Source organism: Mesorhizobium sp. P2_F8 (genome assembly GCF_056403655.1).
Genome location: NZ_JBFUFB010000011.1, coordinates 141,858 through 154,004 on the forward strand (window position 1 = coordinate 141,858; position 12,147 = coordinate 154,004).

At 62.3% G+C, this 12,147-nt stretch carries 16 protein-coding genes; 12 read left to right on the plus strand and 4 right to left on the minus strand.

All coding sequences use genetic code 11. The features are described from left to right. The first annotated feature begins 125 nt into the window (after nt 1-125). Together AC1DZP_RS25780 and AC1DZP_RS25785 are read left to right on the plus strand one after the other, a co-directional pair. Nucleotides 126-1,199 (plus strand): branched-chain amino acid ABC transporter substrate-binding protein, encoded by a 1,074-nt coding sequence (locus tag AC1DZP_RS25780; RefSeq protein WP_477306275.1) that lies wholly within the window; start codon nt 126-128, stop codon nt 1,197-1,199. Further along, entirely contained in the window at nt 1,199-2,224 is a 1,026-nt protein-coding gene (locus tag AC1DZP_RS25785; RefSeq protein WP_477306277.1) for a P1 family peptidase, read from the plus strand. The genes AC1DZP_RS25780 and AC1DZP_RS25785 overlap by 1 nt, the downstream gene beginning before the upstream one ends. Nucleotides 2,225-2,233: 9 nt before the next feature. Here the strand turns inward: AC1DZP_RS25785 and AC1DZP_RS25790 are convergent, their stop codons facing one another. Next, the gene (locus tag AC1DZP_RS25790) at nt 2,234-2,488 is read right to left on the minus strand and encodes a DUF2171 domain-containing protein (RefSeq protein WP_184870741.1); all 255 of its coding nucleotides are present in this window, start codon (nt 2,486-2,488) and stop codon (nt 2,234-2,236) included. A 133-nt stretch (nt 2,489-2,621) separates the two neighbouring features. On the opposite strand from AC1DZP_RS25790, the gene AC1DZP_RS25795 reads away from it, so the two are divergent. The 3 genes from AC1DZP_RS25795 (at nt 2,622) to purB (ending at nt 5,235) form a co-directional block, all read left to right on the plus strand. Further along, nucleotides 2,622-3,347, plus strand: coding sequence for a DUF2259 domain-containing protein (locus AC1DZP_RS25795; protein WP_477306279.1), 726 nt, complete (start codon nt 2,622-2,624; stop codon nt 3,345-3,347). A 107-nt stretch (nt 3,348-3,454) separates the two neighbouring features. Beyond that, on the plus strand, nt 3,455-3,868 hold the full coding sequence (locus tag AC1DZP_RS25800) for a hypothetical protein (RefSeq protein WP_095085500.1): 414 nt from the start codon (nt 3,455-3,457) through the stop codon (nt 3,866-3,868). Between the two features lie 59 nt (nt 3,869-3,927). Continuing rightward, entirely contained in the window at nt 3,928-5,235 is a 1,308-nt protein-coding gene (gene purB / locus AC1DZP_RS25805) for an adenylosuccinate lyase (protein ID WP_477306281.1), read from the plus strand. Between the two features lie 58 nt (nt 5,236-5,293). Here purB and AC1DZP_RS25810 read toward each other — a convergent pair whose 3' ends face one another. Continuing rightward, on the minus strand, nt 5,294-6,106 hold the full coding sequence (locus AC1DZP_RS25810) for a VOC family protein (RefSeq protein ID WP_477306283.1): 813 nt from the start codon (nt 6,104-6,106) through the stop codon (nt 5,294-5,296). Between the two features lie 237 nt (nt 6,107-6,343). On the opposite strand from AC1DZP_RS25810, the gene AC1DZP_RS25815 reads away from it, so the two are divergent. Then, nucleotides 6,344-6,898 (plus strand): RBBP9/YdeN family alpha/beta hydrolase, encoded by a 555-nt coding sequence (locus AC1DZP_RS25815; RefSeq protein ID WP_184872185.1) that lies wholly within the window; start codon nt 6,344-6,346, stop codon nt 6,896-6,898. 6 nt (nt 6,899-6,904) lie between these two features. On the opposite strand, the gene AC1DZP_RS25820 is transcribed toward AC1DZP_RS25815, so the two are convergent. Together AC1DZP_RS25820 and AC1DZP_RS25825 are read right to left on the minus strand one after the other, a co-directional pair. After that, nucleotides 6,905-7,678, minus strand: coding sequence for an HpcH/HpaI aldolase family protein (locus AC1DZP_RS25820; RefSeq protein WP_095085493.1), 774 nt, complete (start codon nt 7,676-7,678; stop codon nt 6,905-6,907). 107 nt (nt 7,679-7,785) lie between these two features. After that, nucleotides 7,786-8,106: a DUF1476 domain-containing protein gene (locus AC1DZP_RS25825; protein WP_477306285.1), complete on the minus strand. Its 321-nt coding sequence runs from the start codon at nt 8,104-8,106 to the stop codon at nt 7,786-7,788. A gap of 275 nt (nt 8,107-8,381) precedes the next feature. Between AC1DZP_RS25825 and purC the strand changes: the two genes are divergently transcribed. The 6 genes from purC (at nt 8,382) to AC1DZP_RS25855 (ending at nt 12,147) form a co-directional block, all read left to right on the plus strand. Beyond that, nucleotides 8,382-9,176 carry a phosphoribosylaminoimidazolesuccinocarboxamide synthase gene (purC, locus tag AC1DZP_RS25830; RefSeq protein ID WP_095085488.1) on the plus strand — a complete coding sequence of 265 codons (795 nt, stop codon included), beginning with the start codon at nt 8,382-8,384 and terminating at the stop codon, nt 9,174-9,176. A gap of 43 nt (nt 9,177-9,219) precedes the next feature. After that, nucleotides 9,220-9,462 (plus strand): phosphoribosylformylglycinamidine synthase subunit PurS, encoded by a 243-nt coding sequence (purS, locus tag AC1DZP_RS25835; protein ID WP_095085690.1) that lies wholly within the window; start codon nt 9,220-9,222, stop codon nt 9,460-9,462. A 311-nt stretch (nt 9,463-9,773) separates the two neighbouring features. Then, on the plus strand, nt 9,774-10,325 hold the full coding sequence (locus tag AC1DZP_RS25840) for an RNA 2'-phosphotransferase (protein WP_477306287.1): 552 nt from the start codon (nt 9,774-9,776) through the stop codon (nt 10,323-10,325). Next, complete coding sequence (gene purQ, locus AC1DZP_RS25845) at nt 10,322-10,990, plus strand: phosphoribosylformylglycinamidine synthase subunit PurQ (protein ID WP_095085482.1); 669 nt, start codon at nt 10,322-10,324, stop codon at nt 10,988-10,990. The genes AC1DZP_RS25840 and purQ overlap by 4 nt, the downstream gene beginning before the upstream one ends. Nucleotides 10,991-11,077: 87 nt before the next feature. Then, complete coding sequence (locus tag AC1DZP_RS25850) at nt 11,078-11,743, plus strand: glutathione S-transferase family protein (protein WP_095085469.1); 666 nt, start codon at nt 11,078-11,080, stop codon at nt 11,741-11,743. Beyond that, nucleotides 11,740-12,147: a hypothetical protein gene (locus AC1DZP_RS25855; protein WP_477306289.1), complete on the plus strand. Its 408-nt coding sequence runs from the start codon at nt 11,740-11,742 to the stop codon at nt 12,145-12,147. Before AC1DZP_RS25850 ends, AC1DZP_RS25855 begins: the two co-directional genes overlap by 4 nt.

The following is a 12,147-nucleotide window of genomic DNA, read 5'->3' on the forward strand; positions in this document are numbered from 1 at the left end:
CACAAGCGAAGTGCTTGGCCCATATCGTGAAATTCGCGTGTTGCACCAAGGCCGGCCAGCCTTTAGGTCTTGGCGGGAATTGGCGGCTGCGAGATGTCGCCAGTTGGGAGGAATTCATCACCAGAATGCGCCCCGGGGTAACGATATCTGCCGCACTGGCCTGGCTGTTCATGGCCGGCGTCGCCAGCGCCCAGACGCTGCTGGTGGGCGTGGCTGCGCCCTTGTCCGGACCATCTGCCATCCTCGGCAAGCAGATCGACGCCGGCACCGGTCTCGCGGCCGAAGCGAACGGCGTCGAACTCAAAACCATCGATGACGCCTGTACCGCCGATGGCGGAGCCGCCGCGGCCAGGGAATTCGTGGCGGCCAAGGTCACTGTGGTTGTCGGCTTTCTCTGCACCGACGCGATCGAGGCGGCGATGCCGATCCTGAAAGACGCCAACATTCCTGTGATCACCGTGGGCGTGCGAACCGAAAGCCTGACCGACCGGCGCGCCAAGACCGGCTGGCCAGTCTATCGTCTCGGGCCACGCGGCGACGACGAGCGCAATGCGGTCGCCGCCAACCTCACCCGCCTGTGGCAGGACGAACTGTTCGCCATCATCGATGACGGGACCATCTATGGCCGCGAAATGGCCGAGACGTTTCGGGCGGCGGCCGAACAGGCGGCGCTGAAGCCGGTTTTCGTCGATACGTTCCGGCCGCAGCTCGACAACCAGATCGGCCTGGTCGGCCGGCTGAAGAAGGCCGGCGCGACGCATGTCTTTGCGGGTGGCGACGGCGACGATGTCGCCATCATGGGCCGTGACGCGGCGCAACTCTCTGCCGGTATCGTGTTCGCCGGAGGCGAAAATCTGCGCACACCGCCCGGCGACGTGCCCTATGCGACGGGCACGCTGATGATCGCACCGCCTGAATGGGCCGATGTCGCCGATCCAAAAGTGCTGGAAAGCTTCTCCGCACGGAGGATCGTGCCGGACGGCTACACACTGCCGGCCTACGCGGCGGTCGAGATCGCCAAGGCAGCATCAGGCCTGGCCGAAACTTCAGGCAAGCCGCTGGCCGACGCGCTGACCGGGCATGATTTCACCACCGCGATAGGCCCGGTCCGCTTCGACGCGAAAGGCGACCTCAGCCAGAGCCCGTACCGCGTCTTCCGCTTCGACGGCACACGTTTTGCGCCTTTGGAAAGCAACTGATGTTTCGCACCGGCCCGCGCAATCTGATCACCGATGTTGCCGGGCTGCGGGTCGGCAACGCTTCCGATGCCGGGCTGAAGTCCGGCGTCACGACCATCCTTTGCGACGAGCCGGCGGTGGCCGGCGTGCAGATCCTGGGCGGTGCACCGGGCACCCGCGAGACCGATCTGCTCGAACCGCACAATTCGGTCGAGGCGGTCCATGCGGTGGTGCTTTCAGGCGGTTCGGCTTTCGGCCTCGATGCGGCATCCGGCGTGCAGGCGGCCCTGCGCGAGCGCGGCATCGGGCTCGAAGTCGGTGGCTTTCGCGTGCCGATCGTGCCGGCGGCGATCCTGTTCGACCTGCGCAATGGCGGCGACAAGGACTGGGGTCGTTATCCGCCCTACCGCGACCTCGGCTATGAAGCAGCGCAAGCCGCCACTACCGATTTCCCGCTCGGCACGATCGGCGCCGGCACGGGTGCGCTCACCTCCGGGTTGAAGGGCGGCCTCGGCTCGGCCTCGACGCTGCTCGACAATGGCATCACCATCGGTGCGCTGGCCGCCGTCAACCCGACCGGCTCGGTGACCGTCAGCCGAACCCGTCATTTCTGGGCAGCCCCCTTCGAAATCGGCGACGAATTTGGTGGACTTGGCTACCCCTCGCCGATGCCGGACGACGCGAAACGGATCCTGTTGAAATACCGCGACAAGCATGTCGGCAGGCAGATGGAGACCGGTGGCAACACCACCATCGCCGTCATAGCCACGGACGCGGTTCTCACCAAGGCCGCCGCAAAACGACTGGCGATAGCAGCGCATGACGGGTTCGTGCGCGCCATCTGGCCGACGCACACGCCGGCCGACGGCGACCTGGTGTTTGCGCTGGCGACGGGTACCAGTGGTGTCGAGCTTGCGGCCGATGCGGCGATTGACCTCTATGCCGCGGCCGGCGCCACGATGGCGCGCGCCATCAGCCGCGGTGTGTTTGCCGCGACGCCTGCCGATGACGACCTGTTTCCGGTCTGGTCGTCGCGCTCGGGGTGAAGCAGCCGATCAGACGGGATCGGACTTTTCTTCCTCGAAGGTCACCGCGACATCGGAATTCGCCGACAGCCACACCTTCTTGCCATCGACCTCGGCAACCAGAGCCAGGGAAATGTAGTGGTGATGGCCCTTGTGAGCGCCCTCGCCGCTGTCGGCCTTGGTCAGCTTGATCCGCTTCCCGTCGACCTTGTCGACGGTGCCGACATGCACGCCATCGGCGCCGATGACTTCCATATGCTCACGAATTTTGCTGGTGTCGGTCATGGTGGTTCTCCATTGGATTGCCGACAATAACAAATGACCGGCCGATTGGATGCATCGGCTGTCGGACTGCACGACGTTTTGATTCCGTCGTGCTAGGGGATTGAAACGATCACGGCTGCCGGAGTGAAAACCGATGCGACTGCTCTTCCTGTTTGTCGTTGCCATGCTTGCACAATTCGCGACGTCGATCGCCGCCCATGCCGGCGATGTGGCCGAGCTTGAAATCCTCGGCTTCACCAAGGACGGCGGCGTCTTCGCCTTCGAGGAATATGGCGTCCAGGACGGCTCGGGATTTCCTTATGCCAACCGTTATTATATCGACACGAACGACGACAGCTTTCTCAAGGGAACGCCGATCAGGGTCCGGATCGACGATGAGAATGCCACGCTCGAAGCCGCCCGTCTCGAGGCCCGGCAAAAAGGCGAAGCGATCGTCAAACAGGCTGAGTTGACGGCGAACAGGGGCATCACAGCGGGCTTCAACCCGGTGACCGAGCTTTCGGCCGATCCGCACCGGATGGCGGTCAACCCACGGCCGATTTTTTCGCCGGTCGACCAGCCGCTTGAATTCCGGCTCGACGAGGTCGGCATGAACAACACCGAAGGCTGCGAGAGCCAGGGCGAGATCAACGGCTTCCGGTTGCTGCGCATCGAGGCGCAGGATGGCGGCACGACCAAGCTGTTGCACGAGGACAAGTCGATCCCCAAGAGCCGAGGTTGCCCGAACGGCTACCGGATCGGCGCGGTGCAGACGTTTTCAATGGACAGTCTCAGCGGCTATGCGGTGCTGATCAGCGTGCGCCAATACGGCTTCGAGGGGCCGAATTTTCGCTGGATCGCAGTGACCGGCCGCCTGTGACATCGTTTGTTCAACCCGCTGGGCGCAATCGTGCCCTGAGCCGCCTTCGCCGCGCTATACCGGCGTCGCGAACAGCGCTTTTCGGCGCCTTGTTGTGGTCCGTGGCGATGGGCGCCAGCGCGCTCGTCACCCTGCTGTTGGATGGCTGGGAGACGCCTGAAAAGATCGGCACCGTGTCGCTGCTCTATGCCTGCGGCGGAGCACTTGCCTTTCCGTTTGGCCTGTTCGCGGCGCGGCTGGTCTCTCTTGGAAGGCGCTGGGAGGTTGCGTTCGCAGCCGCGTTCGTGTGCCTGCTCGGCGCAACCATCGGCCTGACCGGCGGGCTCTATGCCTTGCAATACCGCTCCTATTATGCCGAGTGGCATGCACCGGCTTTCACCCGCAACTGGGCCATCCAGTTCGTCTTCACGGTGTTGATTGCGCTTTACCAGTTCGTGGTGCTGGGCATCCGGCTCTATTTTCCGCTCGGTTTCGCCGCCTTGCTTGCCGCGAGCGTCTGGTTTGCGCGGCAGCGGCGTTGAGCATTTTGCCCGCCTCTGTTAGGACGCGGGCAAACTCCTCGACAAATCAGGACTGACCGATGATCCCTCGTTATTCCCGGCCGGAAATGGTCGCCATCTGGTCGCCCGAAACCCGGTTCCGCATCTGGTTCGAGATCGAAGCTTATGCGTGCGATGCGCTGGCCGAACTCGGTGTCATCCCCAAGGAAGCGGCTAAAACCATCTGGGAAAAGGGCGGCGCGGCAAAATTCAACGTGGAAGCGATCGACGAGATCGAGCGCGTCACCAAGCATGACGTCATCGCCTTCCTCACCCATCTTGCTGAATTCGTCGGACCCGACGCCCGCTTCATCCATCAGGGCATGACCTCTTCGGACGTTCTCGACACCTGCTTTGCCGTCCAGCTTACCCGGGCCAGCGACATCCTTCTGGCCGACATTGACGGCCTGCTTGCGGCACTCAAGCGCCGTGCCTTTGAGCACAAGGACACCGTCACGATCGGCCGCAGCCATGGCATCCATGCCGAGCCGACGACCTTCGGCATCAAGCTGGCGCAGGCCTATGCCGAGTTCTCGCGCTGCCGCGAGCGGCTGGTGCATGCGCGGGAAGACATCGCCACCTGCGCCATTTCGGGCGCGGTCGGAACCTTCGCCAACATCGACCCCTATGTAGAGGAACATGTGGCGGCAAAGCTCGGGCTGAAGCCCGAGCCGGTGTCGACGCAGGTGATCCCGCGCGACCGTCACGCCATGTTCTTCGCCACGCTCGGCGTCATCGCCTCGTCGATCGAGCGGCTGTCGATCGAGATCCGGCATTTGCAGCGCACCGAAGTGCTGGAAGCGGAAGAGTATTTCTCGCCGGGTCAAAAGGGCTCGTCGGCGATGCCGCACAAGCGCAATCCGGTGCTGACCGAAAACCTCACCGGCCTTGCCCGCATGGTGCGGTCCATGGCGCTGCCGGCGATGGAGAATGTGGCGCTCTGGCACGAGCGCGATATTTCGCACTCCTCGGTCGAACGCATGATCGGCCCGGACGCCACGGTGACGCTCGATTTCGCGCTGTCACGGCTGACCAGCGTCGTCGACAAGCTGCTCGTCTATCCCGACAACATGCTGAAGAACATGAACAAGTTCCGCGGCCTCGTGCATTCGCAGCGCGTCATGTTGGCGCTGACGCAGGCCGGCCTGTCACGAGAGGACTCCTACCGGCTGGTGCAGCGCAACGCCATGAAGGTGTGGGAACAAGGCGCTGATTTTCTTGAAGAACTATTGGCCGACAGGGAAGTGACCGCCGCCCTGCCGGAAGCGGAAATCCGCGAGAAATTCGACCTCGGCTATCACACCAAGCATGTCGATACGATCTTCAAGCGGGTGTTCGGCGAAGCCTGAGGCAAGCTTTCCCTTCTCCCCGTCACCATACGGGGAGAAGACGCTCTCCAAATGGCAATCAGGCCTTGCCGGGAACGGTGTTGATCACTGTCCCCCACGGGTCTTCGCGGGTTACCGGGCTGGTTACATTGTCCGAACGCATCTCGACCCAGGCCAGACCCGACCGGCTCGGATCGCGGCGGCCGGCGCCGGGGCTGCGCCAGGCATTGGCGCCGATGTGGTGGTGATAGCCGCCCGACGACAGGAACACCGCCTGGCCGCCATATTTCGCCACCGTGTCAAAGCCGAATTCCTGATTCCACCAGGCTTCGGCGTCCTCCGGCCTGCCAACGCGCAGATGGACATGGCCGACAATGCTGTTTTCCGGCGCGCCCTGCCAACCGGCGTCACCCGCCGGCACCTCGGCAACGATAGATTGAATGTTCAGCCGCTCGGTCGCCATGGCAATCTTGTCGCCATTCCACTTCCAGTCGTGCGGACGGCGGTCGGCGTAGATCTCGATGCCGTTGCCTTCGGGATCGGTCAGGTAGAGCGCTTCGCTGACCAGATGGTCGGAAGCCCCCTCGATGGCGATCTTGTCGGCAATGGCGTGGTTGATCCAGCGGCCGAGATCGGCGCGGCTGGGCAGCAGGAAAGCGGTGTGGAACAGGCCCGCACTTTGCGGATCGTCCGGCTTTGCCGCGGCATCCGCCTCGATCACCAGCAACGGACGGTTGCCGGCCCCGAGCGTGATCGCGCCATCGGCGCGGCTCAGTTCCTGCAGTCCGACGACGCTGCGATAATAGGCGGCAAGACTTTCGGCGTCGCGCGCCTTCAGCCCGACGCGGGCAACGCTGACGGGTGTCGTGGCGGCAAAAGGCAATTCGCTCATCAAATTCTCCGTTCGGCCGGCCGCGGTTAGACTTCCAAGGCAAAGAGCCCCACGCCGCCAACCATAGTACGCCGCGCAGGGGTCCCGCACACGGCTGTTTCTCTCTCCACACGACAAATCGTCGATCGGCATCGTTCACACAAGACTTGAAGAAGCGAACATCGTGTTCACTATTTGTGATCAAGAGCGCGATTCATCGCCGTTGCACGAAGCGACGCCGCTCGCTATTTCAGCGCCATGAAGGTCAAGGAAGCAGATATTCTCATCGTGCCGGGTTACACCAATTCCGGCCCGGACCATTGGCAGAGCCGCTGGCAGTCGAAGCTGTCGACGGCGCGCCGCGTCGAGCAGGCGGAATGGTCCAAACCGGTGCGCGAGGACTGGACGGCGAGCGTGGCCAAGGCGGTCAACGAGGCCGAGCGGCCTGTTGTCATCGTCGCGCACTCGCTGGGTGTGGCCGCGGCAGTGCAAGCCATGCCGCAGTTCCAGAGGCCGGTCGCCGGCGCCTTCTTCGTGGCGCCGCCCGACGTCGCCAACCCCGGGATCAAGCCCCGGCACCTGATGACCTTCGGTCCTTATCCGCGCGAGCCGCTGCCGTTTCCTTCGATCGTGATCGCCAGCCGCAACGACCCGTTCTGCGCCTTCGATGTCGCCGAGGACATTGCCGGGGCCTGGGGCTCGCTGTTCATCGACGCCGGCGAGACCGGTCACCTCAACGCGGATTCGGGCTTTGGTCCGTGGCCCGAGGGCTCGATGACCTTCGCCAAGTTCCTGACCGATCTGAAACCCTGAGTTCTCTCAGGCGTCGATCGAATCCCTGACGCTCTTCAACAGGGTTTTTGCGCCGAGCCCGATCAGCGCGTGCTCCGAGCCCATGGCCAGCAGCCGGTAGCCCATCGAGACGACGCGACCGGCAATTGCCGGCTCGACGACATAGATCGCCGCATGTTTTCCCGCCTTGCGGGTGCGCTCGGCGACCGACGCCACCGTTTCCATCATGCTTTCCAGCGTCGAATTGATGGTCGCGCCATTGCTCCAGGCGATCGAGAAATCCGACGGACCGAGGAAGATGCCGTCGATGCCCGGCGTGTCTAGGATGCCGTCGAGCGCATCGAGGGCAGCACGCGTCTCGACCATGGCGAAGGCCATGGTGCGCTGATTGGTGTCGCGCAGCCATTCAGCCTGGTCGCCTTTGCCGTGGCGCGGAAAGGCATAGGTCGGGCCCCACGAGCGCTCGCCGAGCGGCGGATATTTCATGGCCGCGGCGAACAGTTTTGCATCGGCCACCGAGTTCACCATGGGCGCAATGACAGCCTCGGCGCCGAAATCGAGCGCGCGGCTTGCCATGTCGAAGCGGCCGACCGGAATGCGCACCAGCGCCGGCTTGTTTGCAGCGAGCACCGGCACCAGACCGCGCAGCACGCTGTCCTCATGATGGCCGCCATGCTGCATGTCGAGGGTGACGGCATCGAAGCCCTGCTTGGCGACGATCTCGACAGTCAGGGCATCCGGCACGCCGGACCATGCGGTGAACAGCGTTTCATCGGCTGCAAGGCGGGACTTCAGGGACATCTACGCTTTCCTCGTTAGGGATCGCAGTTTCAGCCGGAAACCGCTGCAAGGCAAAGAAAAACCGCCCGGATAGGTCGGGCGGTCGATTGGTCCAGAGTGTGGTCGGATCAGGTGTTCTTGATCTGCTCGATCGCCTGCGCCATCATCTCGTCCATGGTGCGGCGGATCTGGTGGTCCGACTGGTCCACACCGGCGTCGTCGAAATCCTTGCGTATCTTGCGGAACACGTCGTGATCGCCGGCTTCCTCGATGTCGGAGACGACCACTTGGTTGGCATAGGCGTCGGCATCGGCGCCCGACTTTCCAAGCTTTGCGGCGGCCCACAGGCCGAGCGCCTTGTTGCGGCGAGCCGAGGCCTTGAACCGAAGTTCCTCGTCGAATGCGAATTTGCGTTCAAAGCCCTCTTCGCGATCCTTCATGCTGCTCATGGCATCCCTCCGATGGAAATCGATTCGCTGGTGATGACGTATATGTGTTGGGGAAGCACAAACCAAAAGGTCGCGAGCCGGTCAATACGCTTCGTTGCATGCTGCGCTGCGGCATTTCAGTCCCGAAAGCGGTTGATTGGAAGGATTTGCCGATTGAGCAAACGATGTGATTGGGATAGACCCGGCATTGAACCCTACAGTAGCCGCACTATTTCAGGCAGACGGACAGGAAATGGTCGATTGCCGCCTGTCTGGAACCCCAGAGAAAAAATCAGATGAAAAATCGCCGCCGCATTTATGAAGGCAAGGCCAAGATCCTCTATGAGGGACCCGAGCCGGGTACGCTCATCCAGTTCTTCAAGGACGACGCAACCGCGTTCAACAAGAAGAAACATGAAGTCGTCGACGGCAAGGGTGTGCTCAACAACCGCATTTCCGAGCACATCTTCAACCATCTCAACCGGATGGGCATCCCGACCCACTTCATCCGCCGGCTCAACATGCGCGAGCAGCTGATCAAGGAAGTCGAGATCATTCCGCTCGAAGTGGTGGTGCGCAATGTCGCCGCCGGTTCGCTGTCCAAGCGCCTCGGCATCGAGGAAGGCACCGTCTTGCCGCGCTCGATCATCGAATTCTATTACAAGGCCGACGCGCTCGACGATCCGATGGTGTCGGAAGAGCACATCACGGCGTTCGGCTGGGCGAGCCCGCAGGAAATCGACGACGTCATGGCACTCGCCATTCGCGTCAACGACTTCCTCTCCGGCCTGTTCATGGGCGTCGGCATTCAGCTCGTCGACTTCAAGATCGAATGCGGCCGCCTGTTCGAAGGCGACATGATGCGCATCGTCGTCGCCGACGAGATTTCGCCGGATTCCTGCCGCCTGTGGGACGTGGCGACGCATGACAAGCTCGACAAGGACCGTTTCCGCCGCGACATGGGCGGCCTCGTCGAAGCCTATCAGGAAGTTGCCCGCCGCCTCGGCATCATGAACGAGAACGAGCCGCCGCGCCCCACCGGCCCGGTCCTTGTTGCCTCGACCGATGGCGCCAAAGGCAAGCCGCACTGATAGCGGCTTGCGTCCCGATATTGAGAACAGGAGCATGTCCAGCGTGATCAAGGCCCGCATTACCGTCACCCTCAAGAACGGCGTGCTCGACCCGCAAGGCAAGGCAATCGAACACGCGCTGTCCGGACTGGGTTTCGGCGGCGTCGGCGCGGTGCGGCAGGGCAAGGTGTTCGACGTCGAGCTTTCCGAGACCGACAAGGCCAAGGCCGAGGCTGATCTGAAGGCCATGTGCGACAAGCTGCTGGCGAATACGGTGATTGAGAATTATAGTGTGACACTTACCTGAGGTTGTGTCGGAGGCACTATATCGGAAGTCACGAATGAATTGATGTTCGAGCTTCTGAAGCGCGTGCATCACGAAATCGGTGAGCTTCTTCAGGATGTTTCCGAGACGAAACGGGAGTTGAATGTGATGCGGGGCCACATGTGGCAACGCAAAGCGATATCAACAATGTCTACGGCATTCTAGCCTGACAAGACGAGCGTCTTGAACGCATCGACGGACGTCTCGACCTGCGCGAACTTGCCGAAGCACAAAAGCCTTATCAGCCGACGTGACACCAGTTCGGCAATTGGGGCTGAAACCGCATTGCCGCCATGCCGAACGACACACAGATTTCAAAATTCATGAGCCTGGTCCTGCGACACGCGCCGCAGGAGGCAGGACTGTCGCTCGACGAAAACGGCTGGGCCGATTTCGACGCGCTCTGCGCGGTCATCCAGTCGAAGTTCGGCACATCGGTCACCGATGTTGCACGCATCGTCGAAGAGAATCCGAAAAAGCGCTTTGCCATCGACGGCAATCGCATCCGTGCCGTGCAAGGCCACAGTCTCGATATCGATCTCGGCCTGTTGCCATCGGTGCCGCCCGATATCCTCTACCACGGCACCAAGGAAGAGTTTCTTCCCAGCATTCTCCGCGAAGGCCTGACCAGGCAGTCGCGTCAGCATGTTCACTTGTCAAAGGACGTCGAAACGGCTCTGATCGTCGCCCGGCGTCGCAATGGAAAAAGTGTTATCCTGCAGGTCGACTCGGCAACCATGACGAAGGACGGGGCGCCATTCTTTCTCTCCGACAACGGCGTCTGGTTGACCAACCACGTTTCACCCCGGTATCTGGTTCAGATGCTCGAACGGGAATTGCCATGAAATCCGCCGTCGTCCTTCTGCCTGGCCTCAACCGCGACCGCGACATGATCGCGGCGCTGACCAAGATTTCGGGAAAGCCGCCGGTCACCGTCTGGCAGACCGATACCGAAATTCCGGATGTCGACCTGATCGCCATTCCCGGCGGTTTTTCCTTCGGCGACTATCTGCGCTGCGGCGCCATCGCCGCGCGCATGCCGGTCATGCGGGCGGTTGCCGAACAGGCGGCCAAGGGGGTGATGGTCATCGGCGTCTGCAACGGCTTCCAGATCCTGGTCGAGGCCGGGCTGCTGCCGGGGGCGCTGATGCGCAACACCTCGCTCAAATTCGTCTGCCGGCAGGTCAAGCTGCAGATCACCAACGCCAACACCATGTTCACCCGCCGCTACCAGCCGGGCCAGATCATCCGCACGCCGGTGGCACATCATGACGGCAACTATTTTGCCGACGCCGACACACTTGCCCGCCTCGAAGGCGAAGGCCAGGTGGTGTTCCGCTATGCAGACGGCACCAATCCCAACGGCTCGATCAACGACATTGCCGGCATCATCAACGAACGCGGCAATGTGCTCGGCTTGATGCCGCACCCGGAAAACCTGATCGAAGCAGCCCACGGCGGCACCGACGGCCGGGCGTTGTTCGAGGGCGCGCTTGGCATTGCTGCCTGACATCATCAAGGCGAACTGCCTGAAAACAGCCGGACATTCCAGCCCATTTTATTGGGTAAGTCCGCTTCATGAGGGAGAGAGACGGTCATGAAACTCTATTCGCGGCCGTTGTCGCCCTACTCGTCGATCGTGCGGGCGCTGGCCTACATCAAGGATGTACCGCTCAAGATCATCGCGCCGCCGCCCGGTTTTCCGATCCCGGAAGAGTTTCGCGCCATCTCACCGCTCAACCGGATTCCGGTGCTGATCACCGGTTCGGGTGAAACGATCGTCGAATCGGTGGTCATCGCCGAATATCTCGAGGAGCGCTTTCCGGAACCGGCGCTGCTGCCGCCCGATTCCAAGGACCGCGCGCTGGTGCGCATGTTTGCCCGCATCACCGATCTCGACGTGCTGACCCCGACGATGAAGCTTTTCGAGCTTCATTTCGTGCCCAAGCGAAACAATGCCGAGATCGACGCCCAGTTCGCTCGCCTGCATCACGGGCTGGCGGCGATCGAGGAACGCATGGCGCAAGGTCCCTTCGCGCTTGGCAACGACATCAGTTTCGCCGATGCGTGGCTGACGCCGACGCGGTTCATCTTCAACAATTTCCGGGCCATGACGGGACGCCACGACCTGCTCGACGCCTATCCCAAATTCGATGCCTACGAACAGATCGCCTCGCAGCATCCGGCATTGTCGCGGGTGTGGGGCGAGATGACCGACGGGTTGAAGATTTTTCTGTCGGAACTTGAGATGGGTGCCGCTTGAGCAGGAGCAAGACGATCGCCCTGGTAGCGGCCGCGGGTTTCGCCCTGGCATCCTGCCAATCGAGCCCGAAGAGCGCTCCCGCCCCCTCGGGCAAAAGTGCCTCGTTGCTGGCCATGGAACAGGTGGCGATATCGGCCCACAAATGCTGGATCGCCAGCAAGGACCCGGCCTTCAAGCAATACCAGATGGCCAATGAGTTGAATTCGTTCAGCGGCACGCCGCGTTTCCTGCTGGTGCCGGCCAAGCACTATGGTGGCAAACCGTTGCTGGTCGTTCAGGCACAAGGCAATTCCAGCCGCGTCGACGTGTTCGGACCGCTGATGAACGACCCGCTCGGCGCGCGCATCGGCTCCGACATCGCCCGCTGGCAGGCGGGCAATACCTCCTGCACGGCGGCCGCATAG